This window comes from Pseudomonas sp. GW458-11-26-14-LB4 (assembly GCF_059423925.1).
On sequence record NZ_JBWKYU010000001.1, the window covers coordinates 355,915 to 381,816 of the forward strand.

Annotated in this window: 26 protein-coding genes and 1 other RNA gene; 8 read left to right on the forward strand and 19 right to left on the reverse strand. The window is 61.6% G+C overall.

Annotated elements, in window-relative coordinates; all coding sequences use genetic code 11:
• Positions 1-15: 15 nt before the first annotated feature.
• The 10 genes from gcvP to AC07XZ_RS01655 all read right to left on the reverse strand — a co-directional run bounded on the left by gcvP (position 16) and on the right by AC07XZ_RS01655 (position 12,393).
• A complete protein-coding gene (gene gcvP / locus AC07XZ_RS01610) occupies positions 16-2,889 on the reverse strand; it encodes an aminomethyl-transferring glycine dehydrogenase (RefSeq protein WP_102685827.1) in 2,874 nt (957 codons plus the stop codon).
• A gap of 134 nt (positions 2,890-3,023) precedes the next feature.
• Entirely contained in the window at positions 3,024-3,407 is a 384-nt protein-coding gene (gene gcvH, locus AC07XZ_RS01615) for a glycine cleavage system protein GcvH (RefSeq protein ID WP_102685828.1), read from the reverse strand.
• 49 nt (positions 3,408-3,456) lie between these two features.
• Entirely contained in the window at positions 3,457-4,539 is a 1,083-nt protein-coding gene (gcvT, locus tag AC07XZ_RS01620) for a glycine cleavage system aminomethyltransferase GcvT (RefSeq protein ID WP_102685829.1), read from the reverse strand.
• A gap of 157 nt (positions 4,540-4,696) precedes the next feature.
• Positions 4,697-6,313: an ABC transporter permease gene (locus AC07XZ_RS01625; protein WP_102685830.1), complete on the reverse strand. Its 1,617-nt coding sequence runs from the start codon at positions 6,311-6,313 to the stop codon at positions 4,697-4,699.
• Between the two features lie 156 nt (positions 6,314-6,469).
• The gene (locus tag AC07XZ_RS01630; protein WP_102685831.1) at positions 6,470-7,474 is read right to left on the reverse strand and encodes an extracellular solute-binding protein; all 1,005 of its coding nucleotides are present in this window, start codon (positions 7,472-7,474) and stop codon (positions 6,470-6,472) included.
• A 107-nt stretch (positions 7,475-7,581) separates the two neighbouring features.
• Positions 7,582-8,799: a 2-octaprenyl-3-methyl-6-methoxy-1,4-benzoquinol hydroxylase gene (locus AC07XZ_RS01635; protein ID WP_173892822.1), complete on the reverse strand. Its 1,218-nt coding sequence runs from the start codon at positions 8,797-8,799 to the stop codon at positions 7,582-7,584.
• A gap of 9 nt (positions 8,800-8,808) precedes the next feature.
• Entirely contained in the window at positions 8,809-9,294 is a 486-nt protein-coding gene (locus AC07XZ_RS01640) for a DUF4442 domain-containing protein (protein ID WP_102685833.1), read from the reverse strand.
• Complete coding sequence (gene ubiH, locus AC07XZ_RS01645; RefSeq protein ID WP_085606016.1) at positions 9,287-10,474, reverse strand: 2-octaprenyl-6-methoxyphenyl hydroxylase; 1,188 nt, start codon at positions 10,472-10,474, stop codon at positions 9,287-9,289. Before ubiH ends, AC07XZ_RS01640 begins: the two co-directional genes overlap by 8 nt.
• Positions 10,471-11,805 carry a Xaa-Pro aminopeptidase gene (pepP, locus tag AC07XZ_RS01650; RefSeq protein WP_102685834.1) on the reverse strand — a complete coding sequence of 445 codons (1,335 nt, stop codon included), beginning with the start codon at positions 11,803-11,805 and terminating at the stop codon, positions 10,471-10,473. The genes ubiH and pepP overlap by 4 nt, the downstream gene beginning before the upstream one ends.
• A 27-nt stretch (positions 11,806-11,832) precedes the next feature.
• Entirely contained in the window at positions 11,833-12,393 is a 561-nt protein-coding gene (locus AC07XZ_RS01655) for a YecA/YgfB family protein (protein ID WP_007951810.1), read from the reverse strand.
• Between the two features lie 125 nt (positions 12,394-12,518).
• Here AC07XZ_RS01655 and AC07XZ_RS01660 point away from each other — a divergent pair, with 125 nt between their 5' ends.
• The 4 genes from AC07XZ_RS01660 (at position 12,519) to AC07XZ_RS01675 (ending at position 13,937) form a co-directional block, all read left to right on the forward strand.
• Entirely contained in the window at positions 12,519-12,728 is a 210-nt protein-coding gene (locus AC07XZ_RS01660) for a TIGR02449 family protein (protein ID WP_007940359.1), read from the forward strand.
• On the forward strand, positions 12,725-13,042 hold the full coding sequence (locus AC07XZ_RS01665) for a cell division protein ZapA (protein ID WP_007951811.1): 318 nt from the start codon (positions 12,725-12,727) through the stop codon (positions 13,040-13,042). Before AC07XZ_RS01660 ends, AC07XZ_RS01665 begins: the two co-directional genes overlap by 4 nt.
• 30 nt (positions 13,043-13,072) lie before the next feature.
• Positions 13,073-13,251, forward strand: a non-coding RNA gene (gene ssrS / locus AC07XZ_RS01670) — 6S RNA.
• Positions 13,252-13,331: 80 nt separating this feature from the next.
• Entirely contained in the window at positions 13,332-13,937 is a 606-nt protein-coding gene (locus tag AC07XZ_RS01675) for a 5-formyltetrahydrofolate cyclo-ligase (protein ID WP_007951812.1), read from the forward strand.
• A gap of 35 nt (positions 13,938-13,972) precedes the next feature.
• Here AC07XZ_RS01675 and AC07XZ_RS01680 read toward each other — a convergent pair whose 3' ends face one another.
• Positions 13,973-14,128, reverse strand: a complete 156-nt coding sequence (locus tag AC07XZ_RS01680) for a hypothetical protein (RefSeq protein WP_007911192.1) — start codon at positions 14,126-14,128, stop codon at positions 13,973-13,975.
• Positions 14,129-14,325: 197 nt separating this feature from the next.
• On the opposite strand from AC07XZ_RS01680, the gene AC07XZ_RS01685 reads away from it, so the two are divergent.
• Positions 14,326-14,778: an EVE domain-containing protein gene (locus AC07XZ_RS01685; RefSeq protein WP_085746751.1), complete on the forward strand. Its 453-nt coding sequence runs from the start codon at positions 14,326-14,328 to the stop codon at positions 14,776-14,778.
• A gap of 70 nt (positions 14,779-14,848) precedes the next feature.
• On the opposite strand, the gene AC07XZ_RS01690 is transcribed toward AC07XZ_RS01685, so the two are convergent.
• Positions 14,849-15,256 (reverse strand): flagellar basal body-associated protein FliL, encoded by a 408-nt coding sequence (locus AC07XZ_RS01690; RefSeq protein WP_007951814.1) that lies wholly within the window; start codon positions 15,254-15,256, stop codon positions 14,849-14,851.
• A 150-nt stretch (positions 15,257-15,406) separates the two neighbouring features.
• On the opposite strand from AC07XZ_RS01690, the gene AC07XZ_RS01695 reads away from it, so the two are divergent.
• Entirely contained in the window at positions 15,407-16,384 is a 978-nt protein-coding gene (locus AC07XZ_RS01695; RefSeq protein ID WP_102685835.1) for an NADPH:quinone oxidoreductase family protein, read from the forward strand.
• A gap of 61 nt (positions 16,385-16,445) precedes the next feature.
• Here AC07XZ_RS01695 and AC07XZ_RS01700 read toward each other — a convergent pair whose 3' ends face one another.
• Complete coding sequence (locus tag AC07XZ_RS01700) at positions 16,446-17,414, reverse strand: energy transducer TonB (RefSeq protein ID WP_309474329.1); 969 nt, start codon at positions 17,412-17,414, stop codon at positions 16,446-16,448.
• Between AC07XZ_RS01700 and glpT the strand changes: the two genes are divergently transcribed.
• On the forward strand, positions 17,387-18,736 hold the full coding sequence (glpT, locus tag AC07XZ_RS01705; protein ID WP_007951819.1) for a glycerol-3-phosphate transporter: 1,350 nt from the start codon (positions 17,387-17,389) through the stop codon (positions 18,734-18,736). The genes AC07XZ_RS01700 and glpT overlap by 28 nt on opposite strands.
• Here glpT and AC07XZ_RS01710 read toward each other — a convergent pair.
• The 6 genes from AC07XZ_RS01710 to AC07XZ_RS01735 all read right to left on the reverse strand — a co-directional run bounded on the left by AC07XZ_RS01710 (position 18,712) and on the right by AC07XZ_RS01735 (position 24,852).
• A complete protein-coding gene (locus AC07XZ_RS01710) occupies positions 18,712-19,380 on the reverse strand; it encodes a gamma-glutamylcyclotransferase (RefSeq protein ID WP_039765337.1) in 669 nt (222 codons plus the stop codon). The genes glpT and AC07XZ_RS01710 overlap by 25 nt on opposite strands.
• Positions 19,381-19,577: 197 nt before the next feature.
• Positions 19,578-20,546 (reverse strand): CDP-6-deoxy-delta-3,4-glucoseen reductase, encoded by a 969-nt coding sequence (locus AC07XZ_RS01715; RefSeq protein WP_085746755.1) that lies wholly within the window; start codon positions 20,544-20,546, stop codon positions 19,578-19,580.
• Positions 20,546-22,012, reverse strand: a complete 1,467-nt coding sequence (gene ubiD / locus AC07XZ_RS01720; protein WP_007951823.1) for a 4-hydroxy-3-polyprenylbenzoate decarboxylase — start codon at positions 22,010-22,012, stop codon at positions 20,546-20,548. Before ubiD ends, AC07XZ_RS01715 begins: the two co-directional genes overlap by 1 nt.
• Before the next feature lie 173 nt (positions 22,013-22,185).
• Positions 22,186-23,445 carry a transcription termination factor Rho gene (rho, locus tag AC07XZ_RS01725; protein WP_011336486.1) on the reverse strand — a complete coding sequence of 420 codons (1,260 nt, stop codon included), beginning with the start codon at positions 23,443-23,445 and terminating at the stop codon, positions 22,186-22,188.
• A 249-nt stretch (positions 23,446-23,694) separates the two neighbouring features.
• Entirely contained in the window at positions 23,695-24,024 is a 330-nt protein-coding gene (gene trxA / locus AC07XZ_RS01730; protein ID WP_003206727.1) for a thioredoxin TrxA, read from the reverse strand.
• A gap of 120 nt (positions 24,025-24,144) precedes the next feature.
• On the reverse strand, positions 24,145-24,852 hold the full coding sequence (locus AC07XZ_RS01735) for a FadR/GntR family transcriptional regulator (protein ID WP_102685836.1): 708 nt from the start codon (positions 24,850-24,852) through the stop codon (positions 24,145-24,147).
• A gap of 256 nt (positions 24,853-25,108) precedes the next feature.
• Here AC07XZ_RS01735 and AC07XZ_RS01740 point away from each other — a divergent pair, with 256 nt between their 5' ends.
• Positions 25,109-25,894 (forward strand): transporter substrate-binding domain-containing protein, encoded by a 786-nt coding sequence (locus AC07XZ_RS01740; RefSeq protein ID WP_102685837.1) that lies wholly within the window; start codon positions 25,109-25,111, stop codon positions 25,892-25,894.
• Positions 25,895-25,902 lie beyond the last annotated feature (8 nt).

Below are 25,902 nucleotides of genomic sequence, written 5' to 3' on the forward strand. Positions count from 1 at the left end.
TTTTTTGCCCGCTGTTCAGCGGTAATCGTCCACCGGTACGCAGGCGCAGAACAGGTTGCGGTCGCCGTAGACGTTATCGACCCGGTTCACCGCCGGCCAATATTTGTGCGCTTTGGTGTGCGCATCCGGCGTGATGCCCTGCTCGATGCTGTACGGCCGCTCCCACACGCCGGTGATATCGGCCAGGGTATGCGGCGCCCGTTTGAGCGGGTTGTCCTCGGCCGGCCAGTTGCCGTTTTGCACCTCAGTGATTTCTGCACGAATGCTCAGCATCGCGCCGATGAAGCGATCCAGTTCGGCCTTGGACTCGCTTTCGGTCGGCTCGACCATCAAAGTGCCTGGCACCGGGAATGACATGGTCGGCGCGTGGAAGCCGTAATCCATCAGGCGCTTGGCGACGTCTTCCTCGCTGATGCCGGTGGCAGCCTTGAGTGGCCGCAGATCCAGAATGCATTCGTGGGCGACCCGCTCGTTGCGACCGGTGTACAGAACGGGGAAAGCACCGGACAGATGCTGTGCCAGGTAATTCGCAGCAAGGATCGCCACCTCACTGGCATCCGCCAATTGCGGCCCCATCATCGCGATGTACATCCAGCTGATCGGCAGAATGCTTGCGCTGCCCCACGGCGCGGCACTGACCGCACCGTTCTGCGGTTGCGGCCCTTCGATCGGCACCACCGGATGATTGGCGACGAACGGCGCCAGGTGCGCACGCACGCCAATCGGCCCCATACCCGGCCCGCCTCCGCCGTGGGGAATGCAGAAGGTCTTGTGCAGGTTCATGTGCGACACGTCGGCACCGATGTCCGCAGGCCGCGCCAGCCCGACCTGAGCGTTGAGGTTGGCGCCGTCCATGTACACCTGGCCGCCGTGCTTGTGGATAACTTCGCAGATTTCGCTGATGCCTTCCTCGTACACACCATGAGTCGACGGGTAGGTCGCCATCAGGCACGACAACTTGCCCCCGGCCTCGGACGCCTTGGCTTTCAAGTCCTCCAGATCGACGTTGCCGGCGTCGTCACACTCGACAATCACCACGCGCATCCCGGCCATCTGCGCCGAGGCCGGGTTGGTGCCGTGGGCCGAAGAAGGAATCAGGCAGATATCCCGTCCACCCTGCTGGCGGCTCTCGTGATATTTGCGGATTGCCAGCAGCCCGGCGTACTCGCCCTGGGCGCCGGAGTTGGGCTGCATGCAGATCGCATCGAACCCGGTAATTGCGCACAGCCAGCGCTCCAGTTCCTCGATCATCAGCGTGTAACCAACGGCCTGCTCCCGGGGCACGAACGGGTGCAGGTTGGCGAATTGCGGCCAGGTGATCGGGATCATCTCGCTGGTGGCGTTGAGTTTCATGGTGCAGGAGCCCAGCGGGATCATCGACTGGTTGAGCGCCAGATCCTTGTTCTCCAGCTGCTTGAGGTAGCGCAGCATCTCGGTTTCGCTGTGGTGGGCGTTGAACACCGGGTGACGCAGGTAAGGCGTGCTGCGCTGCAGCGTGTCGGGAATGCCGGAAGCCAGCGTCTCGGCGTCGAGCTCATCGACGCTCAACCCGTGATCGGCGCCCAGCAGCACATCGAACAGTCTTGCCACGGTGTTTTCATCACAGGTCTCGTCGAGGCTCAGACCGAGTTGGCCACGACCGAGGATGCGCAGGTTGATCTGCGCGGCCTGGGCGCTTTCGATGATCGCGGTTTGCGCGCCGCCCACGTCCAGCGTGAGGGTGTCGAAGAAATATTGGTTGAGGCGCTGGATGCCGTGGCGTTCAAGCCCGGCGGCGAGAATGCAGGTCAGCCGGTGCACCCGCTGGGCGATTCGTTTCAACCCTTCCGGGCCGTGATAGACCGCGTAGAAACTGGCGATGTTGGCCAGCAACACCTGGGCGGTGCAGATGTTCGAATTGGCCTTCTCCCGGCGAATGTGCTGTTCGCGGGTTTGCAGGGCCATACGCAGCGCGACATTGCCGCGGGCATCTTTCGACACACCGATGATCCGGCCGGGAATCGCCCGTTTGTATTCTTCGCGACTGGCGAAAAACGCCGCGTGCGGGCCGCCGTAACCCATCGGCACGCCGAAGCGCTGGGATGAACCGAACACCACGTCGGCACCCAGTTCGCCCGGCGGGGTCAGCAGCAACAGACTGAGCAGATCGGCCGCCACGCAGGCCAGCGCCTGCTGCGCGTGCAGGTGATCGATCAGTGGCCGCAGGTCGCGGACTTCGCCGTGGGTGTCGGGGTATTGCAGCAGTGCGCCGAACACCTGGTGCTGCTTCAAGTTGTCCACAGCGTCGACGATCAGCTCGAAGCCGAAGCCTTCGGCGCGGGTCTGCACCACGGAAATGGTTTGTGGATGACAGTTTTCGTCGACGAAGAACAGATTGCTTTTCGACTTCGCCACGCGCTTGGCCAGGGCCATGGCTTCCGCCGCAGCGGTGGCTTCATCGAGCAGCGAAGCATTGGCCAGTTCAAGGCCGGTGAGGTCGATGGTCAGTTGCTGAAAGTTGAGCAACGCTTCGAGCCGGCCTTGGGCGATTTCCGGTTGGTAAGGCGTGTAGGCGGTGTACCAGCCGGGATTTTCCAGCACGTTGCGCAGGATGACGGTCGGGGTCAGGGTGCCGTGGTAGCCCATGCCGATCAGGCTGGTCCAGACCTGGTTCTGCTCGGCATAACCGCGCAGCTTTGCCAGCGCCGCCTGTTCGTCCAGCGCCGGCGGCAGGTCCAGCTCGCGGTTGAGGCGAATGCCCGGCGGCACGGTCTGTTCGATCAGTTCGACCCGGCTGCCGAGGCCGAGGCTGTCGAGCATCGCCTGTTGCTCGGCGGCATCGGGGCCGAGGTGGCGGCGCAGAAAGGCATGGGGATCGCGTAACTGGCTCAAGGATGGCAACTGGGACATGACGGGCTCTCTCTTGGCTGGCGGCTCGGCGTCAATGCAACACGGTCAAACCAGCATAGCAGCCACCCCGACGGCCAAAGTCCCGGGCAGAAAAAAGCCCCGACGGGTCGGGGCTTTGGGGTCTGGCCTGCAGCTTATTCGCCGATGGCAGCCTTGTAGCCGGCAGCGTCGAGCAGCTTGTCCAGCTCGGCCTTGTCGCTTGGCTTGAGCTTGAAGATCCAGGCACCGTAAGGATCAGAGTTCAGCAGCTCCGGCGAGCCGCTCAGCTCTTCGTTGACGGCAATCACTTCACCGCTGATCGGAGCGTAGATATCGGAAGCGGCTTTCACCGACTCAACGACACCGGCCTGGTCTTCGGCAGCGAAAACCTTACCCACTTCGGTCAGTTCAACGAACACCACATCACCCAACGCTTCCTGGGCGTGATCGCTGATGCCCACGGTGACGGAGCCGTCGGCTTCCAGACGCGCCCATTCATGACTTTCGGCAAAACGCAGTTCAGCTGGGATGTTGCTCATGCTCGGTGTCCTCAAGAAATTGTCAGCGGTCGTGCCCGCCGGAAAAGGTTTAGATCAAGGTTTTGCCGTGACGGACAAAGGTCGGTTTGACCACGCGTACCGGATACCACTTGCCACGGATTTCCACTTCGGCGCGGTCGGCAGTCGCCATCGGTACACGCGCCAGGGCAATCGACTTGCTAAGCGTAGGAGAGAAACTACCACTGGTGATCTCCCCTTCGCCAACATCAGCGATACGAACCACCTGATGCGCCCGCAAAACCCCGCGTTCCTCAAGCACCAGGCCGACCAGTTTGTGCTGCACGCCGGCGGTTTTTTCCGCTTCCAGCGCGTCGCGACCGATGAAGCGGCGCGTGGCCGGTTCCCAGGCGATACTCCAGGCCATGTTCGAGGCCAGGGGCGAAACGTCCTGGTGGATGTCCTGACCGTAGAGGTTCATGCCGGCTTCGACCCGCAGCGTGTCGCGGGCACCAAGGCCGATGGGGGAAATGCCGGCGCCCACCAGATCGTTGAAGAATCCGGGGGCCTGATCGGCTGGCAGGGCGATTTCCAGACCGTCCTCACCGGTGTAACCCGTGCGCGCGATGAACCAGTCGCCGTCGATGTGACCTTCGAAAGGCTTGAGCATCTGGATCAGGTTGGCGCGGGACTGGGTCACCAGTTCGGCAATCTTGTGCCGGGCATGGGGGCCTTGAATGGCGAGCATCGCCAGCTCGGAGCGTTCGTGCATATGCACATCGAAGCTGCCCAGCTGTGCCTGCATCCAGGCCAGGTCCTGATCGCGGGTGGAGGCGTTGACCACCAGACGATAACCGTCTTCGAGGCGGTAGACGATCATGTCGTCGACGATGCCGCCGCGCTCGTTGAGCATGGTGCTGTACAACGCACGGCCTGGGCTGTGCAGGCGTTCGACGTCATTGGCCAGCAAATGCTGGAGCCAGGCCTTGGCCTGGGGGCCGGTGACATCGATCACGGTCATGTGGGAAACATCGAACACCCCGCAATCGCGGCGCACCTGATGGTGTTCCTCGACCTGCGAGCCGTAATGCAGGGGCATGTCCCAACCGCCAAAATCGACCATCTTCGCGCCGAGGGCGAGATGCAGGTCATACAGAGGCGTACGCTGTCCCATGGGTTTCTCCTTCCGGGCGTGGCGAAGGTGCGGAGCGCTGCTGCACGGATCGGAAAGCCCTGTAAAAAAGGGCTTTCAGCCGATTTCAGCGACAGGGTCTGTCAGACGGACCGCACCGAATGCCGCGCATTGTAGCCGCATGATTCAGGACTGACGACTAAGTGTTTCGATGCGCCGAACGGCGAATAAGTCCGATGACCGGCAACAAGCCGACCAGCACCAGGGTCAGCGCCGGCAACGACGCCCTCGCCCATTCGCCTTCGCTGGTCATTTCGAAGATCCGCACCGCCAGCGTGTCCCAGCCAAACGGGCGCATCAGCAGGGTTGCGGGCATTTCCTTGAGCACATCGACGAACACCAGCAACGCGGCGCTGAGCGTGCCGGGCAGCAACAGCGGCAGATACACTTTGAAAAACAGTCGCGGCCCGCTGACGCCCAGGCTACGTGCCGCTTCAGGCAAAGAGGGCCGTATACGCGCCAGACTGCTTTCCAGCGGCCCATAGGCCACCGCCACGAACCGCACCAGATACGCCAACAGCAACGCCGCCAGACTGCCCAGCAGCAGCGGTTTGCCCGCACCGCCAAGCCAGCCGGACAGCGGAATCACCAGCTCCCGATCCAGATAACTGAACGCGAGCATGATCGACACCGCCAGCACCGAACCCGGCAAGGCATAACCGAGATTGGCCAGACCGACCGCAGAATTGATCGCCCGGGTAGGCGCCAGACGCCGGGCGAAGGCCAGCAACATCGCCACGCTGACCGTGATCAACGCCGCCATGCCGCCCAGATACAACGTGTGGAGAATCAGCCCGGCGTAGCGCTCATCCAGATCGAATCGCCCGCGCTGCCAGAACCACACCACCAGTTGCAGCACAGGAATGACAAACGCGCAGGCGAACACCAGACTGCACCAGCCGGTCGCCGCCCAGGCCTTGGGCCCGCGCAGGTGATACAGCGCCTTGACCCGTGGTCGCTCGTTGCTCGCCCGATTGGCGCCTCGCGCGCGGCGTTCGCCGTACAGCACCAGCATCACCACCAGCAGCAACAGGCTGGCCAGTTGCGCAGCACTAGGCAGGCTGAAGAAGCCGTACCAGGTCTTGTAGATCGCGGTGGTGAAGGTGTCGAAATTGAACACCGACACCGCGCCGAAATCCGCCAGGGTTTCCATAAGCGCCAGCGCCACGCCGGCACCGATGGCCGGCCGCGCCATCGGCAATGCCACACGCCAGAATGCTTGCCACGGCGACTGGCCGAGCACCCGCGCGGCTTCCATCAGTCCTTTGCCTTGCGCCAGGAACGCGGTGCGCGCCAGCAGGTAGACGTAGGGATAAAACACCAGCACCAGCACCAGAATCACCCCGCCGGTGGAGCGCACTCGCGGCAGGCGCAGGCCGGTGCCGAACCATTCGCGCAGCAGGGTTTGCACGGGGCCCGCGAAGTCCAGCAGGCCGACGAACACGAACGCCAGCACGTAGGCCGGGATTGCGAACGGCAGCATCAGCGCCCAGTCGAGCCAGCGGCGACCGGGGAATTCGCAGAGGCTGGTGAGCCAGGCGAGGCTCACGCCGATCAGTGTCACACCGACACCGACGCCGAAGACCAGTGTCAGTGTGTTGCCCAGCAGACGCGGCATCTGGGTTTCCCAGAGGTGCGACCAGATCTGGTGGTCGATGGTTTGCCATGAGAGCAGGAGCACGCTGAGGGGGAGCAGCACCAACGCGGCGATGGCGAAGACGATGGGATACCAGCGGCGTTGGGCGGGGTGGGCCAAGGAAACAGTCTCGTTCAAATGATTGTGCCCACGCTCTGCGTGGGCACACATTCTGTGACGCTCCGCGTCACGCTGTCGATGATGCGACGCAGAGCGTCGAGGGCTGCATTCCCCCGCAGAGCGTGGGAACGATCAAACAGTGCTGTCAGGAAAGACTCAATTCCAACCCGCCCGATCCATCATCCGGATCGCTTCAGCCTGGCGCTTGCCCGCCACTTCAACCGGCAGCGTATCAGCCACGAACTGCCCCCACGCCGCCACTTCTTCCGAAGGCTTCACCGCCGGATTCGCCGGGAACTCCTGGTTCACGTCAGCAAAGATCTTCTGCGCTTCAGGCGTGGTCATCCACTCCACCAGTGCCTTGGCGGCTTCCGGATGCGGTGCATGTTTGGTCAGGCCGATGCCCGACAGATTGACGTGTACGCCACGATCCGCCTGATTCGGCCAGAACAGTTTTACCGGCAGTTCCGGCTTCTGCTTGTGCAGGCGGCCGTAATAGTAGGTGTTGACGATGCCGACGTCACACTGGCCGGCATTGATCGCTTCCAGCACCGCGACGTCGTCGGAGAACACGTCGGTGGACAGGTTGTTGACCCAGCCCTTGAGGATCTTCTCGGTCTTCTCGGCGCCATGCACTTCGATCATGGTGGCGGTCAGCGACTGGTTGTAGACCTTCTTCGCCGTGCGCAGGCACAGGCGGCCTTCCCAGTTCTTGTCGGCCAATGCTTCGTAGGTCGTCAGCTCGCCCGGTTTCACCCGTTCGGTGGAATAGGCGATGGTCCGCGCGCGCAGGCTCAGGCCGGTCCAGGCGTGGCTGGACGAGCGATATTGCAGGGGAATGTTGGCGTCGATGGTTTTCGAAGTGAACGGCTGGAGAATGCCCATCTGCTCGGCCTGCCAGAGGTTGCCGGCATCGACGGTCAGCAGCAGGTCGGCGGTGGCGTTCTCGCCTTCGGCCTTGATCCGCTGCATCAGCGGCGCTTCCTTGTCGGTGATGAACTTGATCTTCACCCCGGTCTTGGCGGTGTAGGCATCGAACACTGGCTTGATCAGCTCATCGATACGCGAGGAGTAGACCACCACCTCGTCGGCGGCCTGGGCGGCAGTGTTGCCGATCAGGGTCAGGGCCAGTGCGGTCAGAACACGCTTGGATGCCAACATGGGAGCGGTCTCTCGGTCGGGAAAAGTGGCCCAAATGATAAGGACTCACATTTACCAGCTCAATCGATCACTTTCCCAAGGAGTTACCAGATGTTGCACGACCGTCGTCAGGCCTTGGCCAGGGCCGGCAAGTCCCCGGTCAGCCCCAATGCTTCACGCACAAACAGCGCCTTGGCCTCGGGCATCTGCTCGACGATTTTCAGCCCGGTATTACGCAACCAGCGCAGCGGCAACGGATCTGCCTGGAACAACCGCTCGAAGCCTTCCATCGCCGCCATCAGCGCCAGATTGTGCGGCATGCGCCGGCGTTCGTAGCGGCTCAGGACTTTCACGTCCGCCAGGCGTTCGCCGCGTTCATGCGCTTGCAACAGCACTTCGGCCAGCACCGCGGCGTCGAGAAAGCCGAGGTTCACGCCCTGCCCCGCCAACGGGTGAATGGTGTGTGCGGCATCGCCGATCAGTGCCAGCCCTTCTGCCACGTAGCGCTTGGCGTGGCGTTGACGCAGCGGCACGCACAGGCGTGAGTCGGCGCTGATGACGTCGCCAAGGCAACCTTCGAAAGCGCGTTCGAGCTCACGGCAGAAATCCGCCTCATCCAGCGCCATCAGCCGTTCGGCTTCGCTTGGCGTGGTCGACCAGACGATCGAGCACCAGTCCTGCTGACCGTCACGCTCCAGCGGCAAAAACGCCAGCGGCCCGTGATCGGTGAAGCGCTGCCACGCGGTCATGCGGTGCGGTTTGCTGCTGCGCACGCTGGTGACGATGGCGTGGTGCAGGTAATCCCACTCGCGAGTGGCGACGCCAGTCAGACGGCGCACGGCGGAATTGGCGCCGTCCGCCGCGATCACCAGCGGCGCACGCAAGGTGCGGCCATCGGCCAGGGTCAGCAGCCAGTCGTCACCGGAACGGCGCATCTGCTCCAGTCGCGCGTTGGCCAGCAGACCCATATCGCAATCGTGCAGACGGTCGAGCAAGGCATCCTGCACCACGCGGTTTTCGACGATATGGCCGAGCACATCGGCGTGCACGCTGCTGGCCGAGAAGTGGATCTGGCCGGTGCCGCTGCCGTCCCAGACGTGCATGTCGGTGTAAGGGCTGCTGCGTCGGTTGACGATGCCATCCCACACGCCGAGGCGATCGAGGATCCGCTGGCTGGCCGCCGACAGTGCGCTCACCCGTGGCTCGAACGGTGCATCGCCATTGAAGGATTTGACGCTCAACGGGCTGCCGTCGAGCAGCAGGACTTCCAGCCCGCTGCCCTGCAACGCCAGCGCCAGGGCACTGCCGACCATTCCGGCTCCGACAATCAGCACATCCGCGCGCATTTCCATGCTTTAAGCCTGTCTCGCTGGCGGCTTGAGCCGCACGTAAAGGGTTTTACCGACCCGCGCCACCAGATTGCCGGCGCCGTCATGAATGTCGACCTGCAACTGCGGCAGGTATTTCTCGCCACTGGCGGTCTGCCGACGGATCTCGTCGAGCAGGGTGTCGTCGATGTTGAACCGGGCGAACACCGGGCCTTTGCCCGGCGATATGAAATCAATGTCGGCGGCCTTGTCCCAGACGATGTACCGCGAGCCGAGGTTCTCCATGAGCATCAACATGAAGAACGGATCGACCATCGAATACAGACTGCCGCCGAACTGGGTGCCGACGTAATTGCGGTTGTACCAGCCCAGGCCCATCGAGACCTGAATGTCACGAAAGTCATCGCTGATGTGCTGCACCCGGACACCGGCGCCGAAATACGGCGGGTAGAACGTCATGATCCAGCGCATCAGCCGCGCCTTGCCAAACCGTTTGATCAGCCACTCACGCATCCGGCCGCGTCCCCAGCCCCATGGCCTGACGGGCGAACCAGCGCTTGGCCGGCGGCAGCAGATCAAGGCCGAGCAGGCCGATGTTGCGCCCCAGCGACACCAGCGGCTGGGTGCTGCCGAACAGGCGCGTGACCTGATCGGAGAAACCCACGGTGAGATCCTGATCGAGACGCTGACGCTCGCGATAGGCCTGCAACGTGGCGAAATCCCCCAGCGGTTTGTCGCTGGCCAGCAGCGCGGCGGCCAACGCATCGGCATCGCGCAGGGACAGGTTGAAACCCTGCCCGGCAATCGGGTGCAGGCTGTGGGCGGCGTTGCCGAGAACGGCCAGATGCGAGCGCACCTGCTCTTCGGCTTCCACCAGCGACAGCGGATACAGATGCCGCGCGCCAACTTGTTTCAACGTACCGAGACGGTAGCCGAACACACCTTGCAGCTCGCTGAGGAAATCACGCTCGCTCAGGTCGGCCAGCCGTTGCGCGTCCATGCCCAGTCGGGTCCAGACCAGCGCGCAGCGGTTTTCCGGCAGCGGCAGCAGCGCCATCGGGCCTTCGTCGGTGAAGCGCTCGAACGCCATGCCGTTGTGCGCTTCGCTCGGCGTGATGTTGGCGATCAGCGCGCTCTGGTTGTACGGGCGCTTGCGCACGTTGATGCCCAGCTGTTCGCGCAGACCGGAACGGCCGCCATCGGCGAGCACCGCCAGATCGCACTCGACCGTGGTTTCGTCGTTGAGGGTCAGGCGATAGCCGTCCGGCAACGGCTCCATGCGGGTGACTTCCGCCGGGCAGCGCCAGCTGATCACGTCTTTGTCGAGGTGCTGCCACAGACACTGGCCGAGCCAGGCGTTTTCCACGACATAGCCGAGCGCAGGGACGCCCTCTTCCATCGCCGAAAGTCGGGCGGTGGAGAAACGACCACGGTCGGATACATGAATCTGCTTGATCGGTTCGGCTCGGCGGGAGATTTCCTGCCACACGCCCAACCGCTGATAAATCTGCCGCGAGCCGAAGGACAGCGCCGAGGAGCGCGCGTCGTAGCTTGGTTGCCAGGTGTCACCCGGGGCGAACGGCTCGATCAGCACGATCTTCCAGCCACGGGCCTTGGCGCCGGCCTGCAAGGCCAACGCCAGACTGGCGCCGACCAGACCGCCACCGATGATTGCCAGATTGACCCGACTCATGCCGCGCAGGTCCGCGCTTGCGCCATCAGGGCTTCGATCTCGGCGACGGTTTTCGGCACGCCACCCGTCAGGATTTCACAACCGCTTTTGGTCACTACCACGTCATCCTCGATGCGCACGCCAATGCCGCGCCATTTCTTCGCTACGTTCTGATTGTCCGGGGCGATGTAGATGCCCGGCTCCACGGTCAGCGCCATGCCGACTTCCAGCACCCGCCATTCGCCGCCGACCTTGTACTCGCCGACGTCATGCACATCCATCCCGAGCCAGTGGCCGGCGCGATGCATGTAAAACGCCTTGTAGGCCTCGGAGGCGATCAACTCGACGACTTCGCCCTGCAACAGCCCCAGCTTCACCAGCCCGGCGGTGATGACCCGAACCGTGGCTTCGTGCGCCTGGTTCCAGTGCTTGTTCGGAGCGATTTCGGCGAATGCCGCTTCCTGCGAAGCCAGCACCAGTTCGTAGATCGCTTTCTGTTCAGCGGAAAACTTGCCGTTGACCGGCCAGGTGCGGGTGATGTCACTGGCGTAGCAGTCGATCTCGCAACCAGCGTCGATCAGCACCAGATCGCCGTCCTTGAGCAACGCGTCATTCTGCTGATAATGCAGGATGCAGCTGTTGCGCCCGGCAGCGACGATCGAGCCATAGGCCGGCATCTTCGCCCCACCCTTGCGGAACTCGTAATCCAGTTCGGCTTCGAGGCTGTACTCGTACAACCCGGCACGGCTGGCCTGCATCGCCCGGATGTGAGCCTGGGCAGAGATCCGCGCCGCTTCGCGCATCACCTTCACTTCTGCCGCCGATTTATACAGGCGCATGTCGTGCAGCAGGTGATCCAGGGCAACGAATTCGTTCGGCGGCTGGGCGCCGAGGTGCGCCTTGGAGCGGATCACGTTGATCCAGTCCATCAGGTGGCGGTCGAATTCGGGGTTGCTGCCCATGGCCGAATACACCCGGTCGCGGCCTTCGATCAGGCCCGGCAGGATGTCGTCGATGTCAGTAATCGGGAAGGCGTCGTCGGCGCCGAAATCGCGGATCGCGCCTTCCTGGCCGGCGCGCAGGCCGTCCCAGAGTTCGCGTTCGGCATTGCGCTCACGGCAGAACAGCACGTATTCGCCGTGTTCGCGACCGGGCATCAGGACGATGACCGCTTGCGGCTCGGGAAAACCGCTGAGGTACTGGAAGTCGCTGTCCTGACGATAGACATGCTCGACGTCGCGGTTGCGAATGGCGACCGCGGCGGCAGGCAGGATCGCGATGCTGTTGGGTTCCATCTGCGCCATCAGCGCCTTGCGGCGCCGGGCGTATTCCGCTTTCGGGATATGGATCATGGGCAGATGGCTTTCCCTGGCACGCGATCAGTGCAGCGACGGCTTGGCCGCTGGCGGCACGTCGGCCTTTTTGGTTTCGGAGAACAACAGCAGCGGAGCGACACGCAGGTACTCCATGACTTCCATATAGTCGCTTTCGCCGTCTTCGGATTCTTCCAGTGCGTCTTGCACCTGGGAGATCGCTGCCAAATCCTGCAACACTTCGGTGGCTTCGGTGCTCAGCATGCTGCTGTCGCGGCAGTTCAGGCCGAAACCGGTGAGGAAGCCCTGACACCATTCGCCCAGCGCGGCAGCGCGCTCGGCCAGCGGTGCGTCATCGTTCGGCAGCAGCAGAACCACGGTGACGTCATCACCAGTGAGTTCGCTTTTGACCATCTCCTGCAGACCGATCAGCGCGTTGCGGACGTTGTCCTGCGGCTCGCTTTCGAGCAGCTCGGCGGCATCGATCAGCCATTCTTCGGCATTGAAGCCGGCGCCGGCACAACTGCGGCCCAGCAACAGGCCGTGCAGTTCGGCAGGCGAAACGGAGTGACCGCTGGAGTTCAGCAGGGTGGCAAAGCCTTGGTACGGGGAATTCTGAATGGGCATGGGCAGCTAGGCGCCAGACGGCGCTATGTCTAGAATGAAGGCCTTGTATCCTACATTGACAGACTCGCCAAGACCATTAAAGGCTGTCCGCCAGCCAAACCCATCAGACCGAATCAGTGGACACAATGGAAGACACCGACCTGCAAGCGCTGATGGCCAGACTCGAACTGCTGATTACCCGAGTCGAGCAACTAAAGAGTCAAAATGCACTCTTACTTGCTCAGGAAAAGACCTGGCGCGAGGAACGCGCGCACCTCATTGAAAAAAACGAAATCGCCCGGCGTAAGGTCGAATCGATGATTTCGCGCCTCAAGGCCCTGGAGCAAGACTCATGAGTTCAAGCAATAGCGTTACCGTGCAGATCCTCGACAAAGAGTATTCGATCATCTGTCCCCAGGAAGAGCGCAGCAATCTGATCAGCGCCGCCCGCTACCTGGACGGCAAGATGCGCGAGATCCGCAGCAGCGGCAAAGTCATCGGCGCCGACCGCATCGCCGTGATGGCCGCGCTGAACATCACCCACGACCTCTTGCACAAAGAAGAGCGTCCGGACATCCAGGCCAGCGGTTCGACCCGTGAACAGGTGCGTGACTTGCTCGATCGTGTCGATCTGGTGCTGGCCGACGATCCGGACATCAGCAAGGGCTGATTCGCCAGGCTGCTTGAGTTATACTCGCCGCACTCCCTGGGGTGCTTGCCAGTTGACGATGTCCCTGAGCCGATTTGCACTACCCTGGGGGTTGCACGTTGGGCTGGTGTGCATGTCCGCCAGACGGAAAGCCTTAAAGCCTACTGCATCCTCCACCTTGAACTCTCGGGTTCAAGGGCTAAGTCGACAGCGGCTCATCCGGGGAGCCTGATTCGAATCCGATGCCGGTGCATGCCGGCATCGGATTTTTTATGCGTACGTTTTCGCCCCACCCTGCCGAAGCCGAACCATGACCGAACCCGCGTTGCTGCCCCGTCCCCAACTGCGCCGCCTGCTGCGCAAGGCCCGCCGCTCGCTGACGCGAAGCGAACAACGCCAGGCCGCCGAAGGTCTGTACAAGCAACTGGCACAAGACCCGCACTTTCGCCGGGCGAAACACATTTCCCTGTACCTGCCCACCGACGGTGAAATCGACCCGCGCCTGTTGCTGCGCGCGGCCCAGCGTCGGGGCAAGAAAACCTACCTGCCGGTGCTCAGTGCCTGGCCGCGGACCAAAATGGTCTTTCAGCAGATCCGCCCCGGCGAAAAACTCAAACCCAACCGCTTCCGAATTCTTGAGCCGCGCGCCAATCTGGCCCGTCAGCGCAAGGTCTGGGCACTGGATCTGGTGTTGTTGCCTTTGGTGGGATTCGACGATGTCGGCGGGCGCCTGGGCATGGGCGGCGGATTCTACGATCGCAGCCTGGCATATCTGGCCCGACGCCAGAACTGGCGCAAACCGACGCTGTTGGGCCTGGCCCATGAATGTCAGAAAGTCGAACGTCTCGCGCAAGCGAGCTGGGATGTACCGTTGCAGGGAACGGTGACAGACAAGGCGTGGTATTTCGCGGGATAGACGCCGCGCGGATCAGCGGCGTCGAGAAGGCAGTTTCAGCGCTTGAAGGCTGTCGACTGTTGTACTTGTTGCGCTACTTCAATCGGTGCATCGGCCTTGTTGGCCCACAGACTTTGCGCATAACCGGTGGTCACGACGCCCAGACCGAACAAAATCACCAAAGTCCACAGCAAATCCGGTTTGCGTTTCATCGATTGCCCCCCTCAAGGCACATCATCACGATGACAGCAGCGGTTTCCATTCGTAGGCCGTGCAGCAGCGTCAAGCTTTAAAGGCCGGCATTTTGCGACAACGTGAACCTCTGCGCAAATGCTGGCGTCAACCGACCGTCGGTTTGTCATAAAATTGCCGGACAACCTGCCCAATGACCGCTTGAGGAGCAAAAACCATGGCCTACTGGCTGATGAAATCCGAGCCCGACGAACTCTCGATCAAGGGCCTGGAAAAGCTCGGCAAAGCGCGCTGGGACGGGGTTCGCAACTATCAGGCACGCAATTTCCTGCGGGCCATGGCAGTGGGGGACCAGTTCTTTTTCTACCATTCCAGCTGCCCGGAGCCGGGGATTGCCGGAATCGGCAAAATAATCGAAGCCGCGTACCCGGATCCCACCGCACTGGAACCGGAAAGCCATTACTTCGATCCGAAAGCCACGCCGGAGAAGAACGCCTGGAGCGCGATTGATGTCGCCCACGTCGAAACGTTCAGCCGGGTCTTGAAGCTGGATTACCTGAAACAGCAGACCGCGCTGGCCGAGATGCCGCTGGTGCAAAAGGGTTCGCGACTGTCGGTGATGCCGGTGACGGCCGAGCAGTGGGCGGCGGTGATCGCGCTCAAACCCTGAGTCATTTGTCGCCTGACAAAATGCCATCGCTGGCAAGCCAGCGATGGGGACCGCCCGGACAACGAATGTCTTATTGAATGATCAGGTTGTTGAACAACAGATCTTCAACCACCGGCTTGCCGGTCTCGTCATTCATCACTTGCTGGGTCTGCTTCAAGGCTTCCTGACGCAGTTTTTCCTTGCCTTCGATGCTGCCCATCGCATCGGTGGTCTGCTGGGTGAACAGCGCCACCAGTTGATTGCGGATCAGCGGCTCGTTGGCCTTGACCAGTTTGGTCGCCTCTTCACCGGTCACCCGCAGTGCCACGTCGGCCTTGTAGACCTTGAGCTTCGGGGTGCCATCGAGCCCGTAGTTGCCCACAAACGGCGGGCTCAGGGTGATGTAGTTGACCTTCGGCGCCTCGCCTTCTTTGGCTTCTTCGGCCAGCGCTGCCACAGGCAGAGACAGGGCCAGCAACAACATGATCCACGCTTTCACAATTCGCTCCTTATCCGGTTTGCGGCCTAGCATAACGACCCGCCGCGCAAGCACAAGCTTATGGCGGACTATCAGGGCCGGGCATGCTCGTTGACCCGTTGACTGCCACACCTACACTTATCGGCCATCACTCCCAAAGGAATAGCCCTGATGAAAGCCGTGCTGTGCAAAGCCTTCGGCCCTGCCGAATCGCTGGTGCTGGAAGACGTCGCCAGTCCTGTCGCCAAAAAGAACGAAATCCTGCTGGACGTGCACGCCGCCGGGGTCAATTTCCCGGACACGCTGATCATCGAGGGCAAATACCAGTTCAAGCCGCCCTTCCCGTTCTCGCCGGGTGGCGAAGCTTCCGGTGTGGTCAGCGAAGTGGGTGAAAAGATCAGTCACCTGAAGGTCGGCGACCGGGTCATGGCCCTGACCGGCTGGGGCAGCTTCGCCGAGCAGGTCGCGGTCCCGGGCTATAACGTGCTGCCGATCCCGCCGTCGATGGATTTCAACACCGCCGCCGCCTTCAGCATGACCTACGGCACGTCGATGCACGCCCTCAAACAGCGCGGCAACCTGCAACCGGGTGAAACCCTGCTGGTGCTCGGTGCTTCTGGCGGTGTTGGCCTGGCCGCCGTGGAAATCGGCAAAGCCATGGGCGCCCGGGTGATCGCCGCTGCCAGCAGCGCGGAAAAACTCGCCGTGGCCAAGGCTGCCGGTGCCGACGAACTGATCAACTACAGCGAAACCAGCCTCAAGGACGAGATCAAGCGTCTGACCGACGGCCAGGGCGCCGACGTGATCTACGACCCGGTCGGCGGCGACCTGTTCGACCAGGCCATCCGCGCCATCGCCTGGAACGGCCGCCTGCTGGTGGTCGGTTTCGCCAGCGGCCGCATTCCCGAGCTGCCGGTCAACCTCGCCCTGCTCAAGGGTGCGGCGGTGCTCGGCGTGTTCTGGGGCTCCTTCGCCCAGCGCCAGCCGCAGGACAACGCGGCGAACTTCCAGCAACTGTTCGGCTGGTTTGCCGAGGGCAAGCTGAAGCCGCTGGTGTCACAGGTCTATCCGCTGGGCAATGCCGCGCAGGCGATCAATGATCTCGGGCAGCGCAAGGCTGTCGGGAAAGTCGTAGTGCAAGTGCGCTGAGCTGATCGGGCGATCCGGAATTGATGGCCACTTCCGGATCGCTCTTCAGAGCACTCCAGCCCTACATCAAACTGCGAATATCCTCCGGCAACAGGCTCATGTACGTCCGGACCGGGCTGCTACGGCAACTCCTTACAATCGATGGAATCCGCTTGTTCAGTCTGGCGATCATCGCCAGCCGCTGTTCGTCCGGCAGCTGCGCTTTGTGGAACACATTGGAAAGGTAGGCCCTGGTGTAAACGAACACCTTGGTATCGATCCATGATTGCTCCGCAATGTTGCCGAGGTATTCGTTCAAGGTGCGGCACTTCAAGGCTTTCAGTTGCTGGTTGATGTGGATGGGTTGATCCAGATCCAGCCTGAATACCATCGGTGCGAAGACCCGCGTCTGTGCCGGTTTGTCGCCCTCGACGATCCACGGTTTGAAACGCCATTGCTCGACAGCCGCCCTGACCGCTTCGATCAGCTCCGGATGGCTGCTTGGCGCAAAGCTGATCCGGTCGACTGAACCGTCGGCATGGACGGTGAACTCGGCGCCCACTTCACCGACCACGCCAGCCCTGAAAAGCCCTCGCGGATAGACCGGCCTCGGGTTGTTTTCCGGAATCAGCAGCACCTCTGACGCCCACGCACCTCCCGATGCCATCAGCAAAAACAGCAACACACACCACCGCATGAGCCCTCCCCCTTTACCGCTCGAATGCCCGATTGGCACCATCAAAAGGGTAGAGCCCGGCAGCCTGAAACAGAACGCCGCGCCTTCTGCATTGTTCGCAGGACATTTCCCAAACCTGCGCCCTACAAAGCCCTGAAACCCGGCAGGAAGACGCCGAAGTAACCTTTCCCACAACGCCCCGCACTTATATCTGAGCGACATGTTCATAAAGGAACGCGCGACTTCCAACATTTCCGCTGTTTTGCCGATGGGAAGCGGTGCTATTTTCGGTAACGAAACTGTAACATTCGCATCCGCAGTCAAAACAAGAAATCTGGAGCTCTTGAATGTTTGCTTTCTTTCGTCCTGCCGCACATCAGGCTCCATTGCCTGAAGAAAAAATCGACAGCACCTACCGACGCCTGCGTTGGCAGATCTTCGCCGGCATCTTCTTTGGCTACGCGGGTTACTACCTGCTGCGCAAGAACTTCTCGCTGGCCATGCCGTACCTGATCGACGAAGGCTATAGCCGTGGTGATCTGGGTCTGGCGATGTCGGCCATCGCCATTGCCTACGGTCTGTCCAAGTTCCTCATGGGCCTGGTGTCCGACCGCTCCAACCCGCGTTACTTCCTGCCATTCGGCCTGCTGGTATCGGCCGGGGTGATGTTCATTTTCGGTTTCGCGCCTTGGGCAACCTCCAGCGTGACCATGATGTTTATCTTGCTGTTCATCAACGGTTGGGCCCAGGGCATGGGCTGGCCGCCGAGCGGACGCACGATGGTGCACTGGTGGTCGCAGAAGGAACGTGGCGGCGTGGTATCGGTGTGGAACGTGGCGCATAACGTCGGTGGTGGTTTGATCGGCCCGCTGTTCCTGATCGGCATGGGCCTGTTCAACGACTGGCACGCGGCGTTCTACGTCCCGGCTGCCGTGGCCCTGGCGGTAGCGGTGTTCGCCTTCGTGACCATGCGCGATACCCCGCAATCGGTCGGCCTGCCGCCGATCGAGAAGTACAAGAACGACTACCCGGAAGGCTACGACGCCAGCCACGAAGACGAATTCAGTGCCAAGGAAATCTTCGTCAAATACGTGCTGCGCAACAAAATGCTCTGGTACATCGCCATGGCCAACGTCTTCGTTTACCTGTTGCGCTACGGCGTGCTGGACTGGGCGCCGACCTACCTGAAGGAAGCCAAGGGTTTCACCGTGGATAAAACCTCGTGGGCCTATTTCTTCTACGAGTGGGCGGGGATTCCGGGCACGCTGCTGTGCGGCTGGATGTCGGACAAGATCTTCCGTGGCAACCGTGGCCTGACCGGCATGGTGTTCATGGCACTGGTGACCGTGGCGACGCTGGTGTACTGGCTGAACCCGGCCGGCAACCCGACCGTCGACATGATCGCGCTGTTCTCCATCGGCTTCCTGATCTACGGCCCGGTGATGCTGATCGGCCTGCAGGCGCTGGAACTGGCGCCGAAGAAAGCCGCCGGCACTGCCGCAGGCTTCACCGGTCTGTTCGGGTATCTGGGTGGTTCGGTCGCGGCCAGTGCAGCGATGGGCTACACCGTGGACCACTTCGGCTGGGATGGCGGTTTCGTGCTACTGGTGGGCGCTTGCCTGCTGTCGATGGCCTTCCTGGCCCCGACTCTGTGGCACAAGCAAGTCGCCAGTCAGAGCCGCGAAGCAGTCGCCTGATCGGCCTTTGACTTACAGCGCTTGAGCCGCGCCTCCAGATTCCGGTCTGGCATGGCGTGGCTGCGCAGGGCGTGGGCGGTCTGCTCGACATAATCGCGAGTGGTGCCGTAACGCCCGCAAGCGCTTTCGAACACCTGGCTCAGCACATGATCCGGCAAGTTGCCGGCATAGCTGGGCAGGTGTCGCTCCAATACGAATCCCAAGGCCTGAACCTGGCTGCCATCTTCGAGTCGGCAGTTGAGCCAGTGTGGCCGATAGGACGGGAACGGCATCTCGCGCTTCCATAATGCATACAGCGCGCTGTCCAGATTGTCTTCCGGCAACCGGTAGGCGAAGCCGCTGCACGAGCCGCCACGATCCAGACCAAAGACCAGTCCCGGCATTTCCGGCGTGCCGCGATGCTCGTGGGACCACAAGTACAAGCCACGGTGATAGCCATGCACGCGCCCACGCACCCGCTCCACGGCTGTGCATTCCGGCCGCCAGATCAGCGAACCGTAGGCGAACAGCCACACCGGCCCGCCCTTGTGGCGCGCCATGGTCGATTGCATGGAAGCGAGAAGTTGTTCGTGCGTCAGCTGCGGCCCAAGATCGAGCCGCGGAGGGTAAGCCAGGTTCAGAAAAGCGTTTTCAATGGCGCTCATGGCGAATAGCGTTCAGCTCCCCGCGGGTGAAGAATTACTTAATAGAACGCACCGCTGTAACAATAAGGCACATATGTTTTAAGGCAATTTGAGTGCCATGGCACAGTTCTTAATTGATTGCCTGATTGATATATAACCTACCGGCATTTATGCAATTACATAAATACCGATCGGCTATATGACGAGTTATAACGAACTCAGGCGCGGGGTGCGTAAGCAAACACATCCGCACGCATCTGATGAGCATCCATCCCTGCTTCGACCAACGCATCCAGCGTGCCGTAGACCATGGCGGGCGAGCCGCTGGCATAGACGTGCAGCGGTTTCAGATCAGGGAAATCCTCGCACACCGCCTCATGCAACATGCCACAGCGCCCTTCCCAGCCGCACTGGTCACTGACGACCTTGTGCAGGAACAGATTGGGCAACTTCAGCCATTCGTCCCAATGTTCGATTTCGTAGAAATCTTCCGGACGACGCACGCCCCAGTACAAGTGCACCGGATGCTTGAAGCCGCTGGCCCGGCAATGTTCGATCAGGCTATGGATCTGGCCCATGCCGGTGCCGGCGGCGATCAGCACCAGCGGCCCGTCCGGCAGTTCCGCCAGGTGGGTATCGCCGAATGGCAGTTCGACCCGCACCATCGGGTTGCGCGTGAGCTGATCGATCAGGTTCAGCGCACTGGATTCGCGCGCCAGCACATGGATTTCCAGATCGCGCCCGCCGTGGGGCGCCGAGGCCATGGAGAACGCCGACTTCTCGCCGTTCTCGCGCTCGATCATCAGATACTGGCCAGCGTGGTAGCGCGGCGGCTTGCCGGCTGGTGCCCGCAGGCGCACACGAAAGGTATCGCCACCGACGTCCCGGCATTCGATGACCTGACACGACACGCTGCGCACAGGCAGTTCTCCCAGCGCGAGCACGCCATCCCACAGCACGATGCAGTCTTCCAGCGGCTCCGCTATGCAAGTGTAGAACTCACCGTGGTCGTGCACCTTGCCGGCCTGTTCGACCCGGCCTTCCACCAGCAGCGCCGCACACACATGGCAATTGCCGTTGCGGCAGCTTTGCGGGCATTCGTAGCCCAGGCGCCGCGCACCATCGAGAATCCGCTCTCCGGGCCGTATCTCGAGTACCGCTCCGGAGGGCTGCAGGGTTACACGCATCAATCTATTCCTAACTGATTCCAGATGGCATCGATCCGTTGGGTGACGGCGTCATCCTTGACGATGACGCGGCCCCACTCGCGAGTGGTTTCGCCCGGCCACTTATGGGTGGCGTCCAGGCCCATCTTCGAGCCGAGCCCCGACACCGGCGAGGCGAAGTCGAGGTAGTCGATCGGCGTGTTGTCGATCATCACCGTGTCGCGCTTGGGGTCCATGCGCGTGGTGATGGCCCAGATCACGTCGTTCCAGTCCCGCGCGTTGATGTCGTCGTCGGTGACGATAACGAACTTGGTGTACATGAACTGTCGCAAAAACGACCAGACACCCAGCATCACGCGCTTGGCATGCCCCGGATACGACTTCTTCATCGTCACCACGGCCATGCGGTACGAGCAGCCTTCCGGCGGCAGGTAGAAGTCGGTGATCTCCGGGAACTGCTTCTGCAGGATCGGCACGAACACTTCGTTCAGCGCCACGCCGAGAATCGCCGGCTCATCCGGCGGACGGCCAGTGTAGGTGCTGTGGTAGATCGGCTTGATCCGGTGGGTGATGCGCTCGACGGTGAACACCGGGAAGCTGTCGACTTCGTTGTAATAACCGGTGTGGTCGCCGTACGGGCCTTCATCGGCCATTTCGCCCGGATGGATCACGCCTTCAAGGATGATTTCGGCCGTGGCCGGCACTTGCAGGTCGTTGCCACGGCACTTCACCAGTTCCGTGCGGCTGTCGCGCAGCAGACCGGCGAAGGCGTATTCGGAGAGGCTGTCCGGCACCGGAGTAACGGCGCCGAGAATGGTCGCCGGATCCGCACCAAGGGCCACGGACACCGGGAACGGCTGACCCGGATGCTTCTCGCACCACTCTCGAAAGTCCAGCGCGCCGCCACGGTGGCTGAGCCAGCGCATGATGACCTTGTTGCGGCCAATCACTTGCTGGCGGTAGATGCCGAGATTCTGCCGGTCCTTGTTCGGGCCCTTGGTGACGGTCAGGCCCCAGGTGATCAGCGGCGCCACGTCGCCCGGCCAGCAGGTCTGTACCGGCAGCATCGCCAGATCGACGTCGTCGCCTTCGATGACCACTTCCTGGCACGGCGCGTCTTTGACGACTTTCGGCGCCATCGCGATGATCTTGCGGAAGATCGGCAGCTTCGACCACGCGTCCTTCAAGCCCTTCGGCGGCTCCGGTTCCTTGAGAAACGCCAGCAGCTTGCCGATTTCGCGCAGTTCGCTGACCGACTCGGCGCCCATGCCCATGGCCACCCGCTCGGGAGTACCGAACAGGTTGCCGAGCACCGGGATGTCATAACCGGTCGGTTTCTCGAACAGCAGCGCCGGGCCCTTGGCCCGCAGCGTGCGGTCGCACACCTCGGTCATTTCCAGCACCGGCGAGACGGGAATCTGGATGCGTTTCAACTCTCCGCGCTGCTCAAGCTGCTGCACGAAATCCCGAAGATCCTTGAATTTCATTGACGATGGCACCCTCAAAATAGGCGTACATCCTACCTGCTCTGTCGGCCGCTGGCAGCTATCGTGGCTCTGCAAACAGCAATCAGTGTCTCCCGGAAGGTCGGGGCAGCCGAACCGTGGCAAAAAAAATGGCGCCCTCCAGGGGCGCCATTTTTCTGAACCCACCAGCGATGTTACTTGCGTTTCATCGACAGGAAGAATTCGTCGTTGGTCTTGGTCGTTTTCAGCTTGTCGACCAGGAACTCGATGGCGGCAACTTCATCCATCGGGTGCAGCAGTTTGCGCAGGATCCACATACGCTGCAGTTCGTCGTCGGCGGTCAGCAGCTCTTCGCGACGGGTACCGGACTTGTTGATGTTGATGGCCGGGAACACACGCTTCTCGGCGATACGACGGTCCAGTGGCAGCTCCATGTTGCCGGTGCCCTTGAACTCTTCGTAGATCACTTCGTCCATCTTCGAGCCGGTTTCAACCAACGCGGTGGCGATGATGGTCAGCGAGCCGCCTTCTTCGATGTTGCGCGCAGCGCCGAAGAAACGCTTCGGTTTCTCCAGGGCGTGAGCATCGACACCACCGGTCAGCACCTTGCCGGAGCTCGGGATCACGGTGTTGTAGGCACGGGCCAGACGGGTGATGGAGTCGAGCAGGATCACCACGTCCTTCTTGTGTTCTACCAGGCGCTTGGCCTTCTCGATCACCATTTCAGCCACTTGCACGTGACGGGTCGGCGGCTCGTCGAAGGTCGAGGCAACCACTTCGCCGCGCACGGTGCGCTGCATTTCGGTCACTTCTTCCGGACGTTCGTCGATCAACAGCACGATCAGGTGAACTTCAGGGTTGTTACGGGCGATGTTCGCTGCGATGTTCTGCAGCATGATCGTTTTACCGGCTTTCGGCGGTGCAACGATCAGACCGCGCTGGCCTTTGCCGATCGGGGCGCACAGGTCGATCACACGACCGGTCAGGTCTTCGGTGGAACCGTTGCCGGCTTCCATCTTCATGCGCACGGTCGGGAACAGCGGGGTCAGGTTCTCGAAGAGAATCTTGTTCTTCGCGTTCTCAGGACGATCGAAGTTGATCGTGTCGACCTTGAGCAGGGCGAAATAACGCTCGCCTTCCTTCGGCGGGCGGATCTTGCCAACGATGGTGTCACCGGTGCGCAAGTTGAAACGGCGGATCTGGCTCGGCGAGACGTAGATGTCGTCAGGGCCGGCGAGGTAGGAAGCGTCAGCGGAGCGCAGGAAGCCGAAGCCGTCCTGGAGAATCTCCAGCACGCCATCACCGGAGATTTCCTCACCGCTTTTAGCGTGCTTTTTCAGCAGGGAGAAAATCACGTCCTGCTTGCGCGAACGGGCCATATTTTCTATGCCCATCTGTTCGGCCAATTCGAGCAGTTCGGTAATCGGCTTTTGCTTGAGTTCAGTCAGATTCATATAGGAATGACGTAATCATTTATGGAGGGGGGAAATTAAGCTTTTGGCTTAATGAGGCCGCGCCGCGGAGAAGGCGACAGGATCGCGTACTTATTCGAAAAGGAGTGCGTCGGCGACGGCTAGCAGGGGGCAGTGGAGAAACCAGTGCGGGGCCGAATGTATCACCTGAGTTTCGGAGCGTCTAGCCCTGAATACGCAAAAAGCCCCGCAATTTGCGGGGCTTTTTGAGGACAATCTTTACAGCGACGCTTAGATGTTGGCGTCGAGGAAAGCAGCCAGTTGCGACTTCGACAGAGCGCCGACCTTGGTCGCTTCAACGTTGCCGTTCTTGAACAGCATCAGGGTCGGAATACCACGTACGCCGTGCTTGGCAGGGGTTTCCTGGTTTTCGTCGATGTTCAGTTTGGCAACGGTCAGCTTGCCTTTGTAAGTCTCTGCAATCTCGTCCAGAACCGGAGCGATCATTTTGCAAGGGCCGCACCATTCAGCCCAGTAGTCGACCAGGACAGCGCCTTCGGCCTTGAGTACGTCGGCTTCGAAGCTAGCGTCGCTAACGTGTTTGATCAGATCGCTGCTCATGGAATTCTCCAGGTTGTAAGCAAAAAAACGTGGCCCATCATAGCCGCCCTTCCCTTGTTCAGGAAGCCGCAGATGATTGAGTCTTGCTATGGCACTCGATGAGTTTGGGTATAGCTCAAGTCACGCGCTGGCGGGGGCAATGAAGGAAATTCCGGTGCGCAGCGCCGCATTGCGCACGTGCTCCTGCATGGCTTTCTGCGCGGCAGCGGAAGCCCGACGGGCCAGTGCGCGGAGGATCTTGCGGTGTTCCTGCCAGGTTTCCATGGCCCGTTCGGCGCGGATGAACGGTAGTTTCTGGCTCTCCAGAAAGATGTCGGCGCTGGCAGTGAGGATGCTCAGCATCGCCTGATTGCCGCTGGCCAGCAGGATCCGCCGGTGGAATTCGAAATCCAGTTTCGCCGCGGCCTCGAAGTCGCCGGCGCGCAGTTGTTCGCGCATGGCGGCGACATTGTCTTCCAGTTCGTCCAGATCAAAGGTGCTCAGCGTCACCGCCGCCAGACCGGCCGCGAACCCTTCCAGCGCATAGCGCAACTGAAAGATCTCCAGCGGCGACGCCTGGGCTGCAAACGGCCAGGCCGGAGCGCCATCGCCGCGCGGCAATTCCACCGGCGCCTGCACGAACACGCCCTTGCCCGGCTGAATGCTGACCACACCCAGCGCACTCAAGGACGACAACGCCTCACGCAATGACGCGCGGCTGACGCCCAGCTGAACCGCCAGATCCCGTTGCGAAGGCAGCGCATCGCCGGGACCGAAGCCCTGCTCGGTAATCAGTTTGCGGATCGCTTGCAGCGCCACTTCGGGTACGGCGCGGGAGATCGAGTTCATGGTTTTCCAGACGGACCAGGCCAAGGTGCGGCCAGTTGTAATGCTATTCGAGGCATCAGGCAAGTCGTGCCCCAGCGGGGTTCGACGGTGCGCGTCGATGCGCTATCGCAGTGCGAAACCCGACCTGACTGTTCAGACCAGTAAGACCGAACAAACCCGCTAAACCCGTGGCTTTGCGGGGCCGAACCTCAGTCTTGGCACGGCCCATGCTCTGTCCGATCGCAGAATTCACTTCCCGCCGATCCGGAGATTGTCCATGACGAAGCGTTACAGCGCCCTCCTCGCCGCCCTGTTTGCCGGTTTGATGCTGAACCAGGCCCCTGCCCATGCCGACGGTCTGGATGACGTGGTCAAGCGCGGCACTTTGAAAGTCGCGGTGCCTCAGGACTTCCCGCCGTTCGGCTCGGTCGGCCCGGACATGAAGCCGCGCGGCCTCGATATCGATACGGCGAAACTGCTGGCCGAGCAGCTCAAGGTCAAACTCGAACTGACCCCGGTCAACAGCACCAACCGCATTCCGTTCCTGACCACCGGCAAGGTCGATCTGGTGATTTCCAGCCTCGGCAAGAATCCCGAGCGCGAGAAGGTCATCGATTTCTCCCGCGCCTACGCGCCGTTCTACCTCGCCGTGTTCGGCCCGCCGGACGCAGCGGTCAGCACCCTCGACGATCTCAAGGGCAAAACCATCAGCGTCACCCGTGGTGCCATCGAAGACATCGAGCTGACCAAGGTCGCCCCTGAAGGCGTGACCATCAAACGCTTCGAAGACAACAACTCGACTATCGCCGCCTACCTCGCAGGCCAGGTCGACCTGATCGCCAGCGGCAACGTGGTAATGGTCGCAATCAGCGAAAAGAACCCGAAACGCGTACCCGCGCTGAAAGTGAAGCTCAAGGATTCGCCGGTCTACGTCGGCGTGAACAAGAACGAGCCGGCGCTGCTGGGCAAGGTCAACGAGATCCTGGCCACCGCCAAGGCTGACGGCGCGCTGGAAAAGAACGCGCAGACCTGGCTCAAAGAGCCGCTGCCGGCCGACCTCTGACCGGCGAC

Coding starts and splice junctions, on each gene's coding strand:
- gcvP (WP_102685827.1), bottom strand. CDS start 2,889: ATGTCCCAGTTGCCATCCTTGAGCCAGTTACGCGATCCCCATGCCTTT.
- gcvH (WP_102685828.1), bottom strand. CDS start 3,407: ATGAGCAACATCCCAGCTGAACTGCGTTTTGCCGAAAGTCATGAATGG.
- gcvT (WP_102685829.1), bottom strand. CDS start 4,539: ATGGGACAGCGTACGCCTCTGTATGACCTGCATCTCGCCCTCGGCGCG.
- AC07XZ_RS01630 (WP_102685831.1), bottom strand. CDS start 7,474: ATGTTGGCATCCAAGCGTGTTCTGACCGCACTGGCCCTGACCCTGATC.
- AC07XZ_RS01635 (WP_173892822.1), bottom strand. CDS start 8,799: ATGCGCGCGGATGTGCTGATTGTCGGAGCCGGAATGGTCGGCAGTGCC.
- AC07XZ_RS01640 (WP_102685833.1), bottom strand. CDS start 9,294: ATGCGTGAGTGGCTGATCAAACGGTTTGGCAAGGCGCGGCTGATGCGC.
- ubiH (WP_085606016.1), bottom strand. CDS start 10,474: ATGAGTCGGGTCAATCTGGCAATCATCGGTGGCGGTCTGGTCGGCGCC.
- pepP (WP_102685834.1), bottom strand. CDS start 11,805: ATGATCCATATCCCGAAAGCGGAATACGCCCGGCGCCGCAAGGCGCTG.
- AC07XZ_RS01655 (WP_007951810.1), bottom strand. CDS start 12,393: ATGCCCATTCAGAATTCCCCGTACCAAGGCTTTGCCACCCTGCTGAAC.
- AC07XZ_RS01660 (WP_007940359.1), top strand. CDS start 12,519: ATGGAAGACACCGACCTGCAAGCGCTGATGGCCAGACTCGAACTGCTG.
- AC07XZ_RS01665 (WP_007951811.1), top strand. CDS start 12,725: ATGAGTTCAAGCAATAGCGTTACCGTGCAGATCCTCGACAAAGAGTAT.
- AC07XZ_RS01675 (WP_007951812.1), top strand. CDS start 13,332: ATGACCGAACCCGCGTTGCTGCCCCGTCCCCAACTGCGCCGCCTGCTG.
- AC07XZ_RS01680 (WP_007911192.1), bottom strand. CDS start 14,128: ATGAAACGCAAACCGGATTTGCTGTGGACTTTGGTGATTTTGTTCGGT.
- AC07XZ_RS01685 (WP_085746751.1), top strand. CDS start 14,326: ATGGCCTACTGGCTGATGAAATCCGAGCCCGACGAACTCTCGATCAAG.
- AC07XZ_RS01695 (WP_102685835.1), top strand. CDS start 15,407: ATGAAAGCCGTGCTGTGCAAAGCCTTCGGCCCTGCCGAATCGCTGGTG.
- glpT (WP_007951819.1), top strand. CDS start 17,387: ATGTTTGCTTTCTTTCGTCCTGCCGCACATCAGGCTCCATTGCCTGAA.
- AC07XZ_RS01710 (WP_039765337.1), bottom strand. CDS start 19,380: ATGAGCGCCATTGAAAACGCTTTTCTGAACCTGGCTTACCCTCCGCGG.
- AC07XZ_RS01715 (WP_085746755.1), bottom strand. CDS start 20,546: ATGCGTGTAACCCTGCAGCCCTCCGGAGCGGTACTCGAGATACGGCCC.
- ubiD (WP_007951823.1), bottom strand. CDS start 22,012: ATGAAATTCAAGGATCTTCGGGATTTCGTGCAGCAGCTTGAGCAGCGC.
- rho (WP_011336486.1), bottom strand. CDS start 23,445: ATGAATCTGACTGAACTCAAGCAAAAGCCGATTACCGAACTGCTCGAA.
- trxA (WP_003206727.1), bottom strand. CDS start 24,024: ATGAGCAGCGATCTGATCAAACACGTTAGCGACGCTAGCTTCGAAGCC.
- AC07XZ_RS01735 (WP_102685836.1), bottom strand. CDS start 24,852: ATGAACTCGATCTCCCGCGCCGTACCCGAAGTGGCGCTGCAAGCGATC.
- AC07XZ_RS01740 (WP_102685837.1), top strand. CDS start 25,109: ATGACGAAGCGTTACAGCGCCCTCCTCGCCGCCCTGTTTGCCGGTTTG.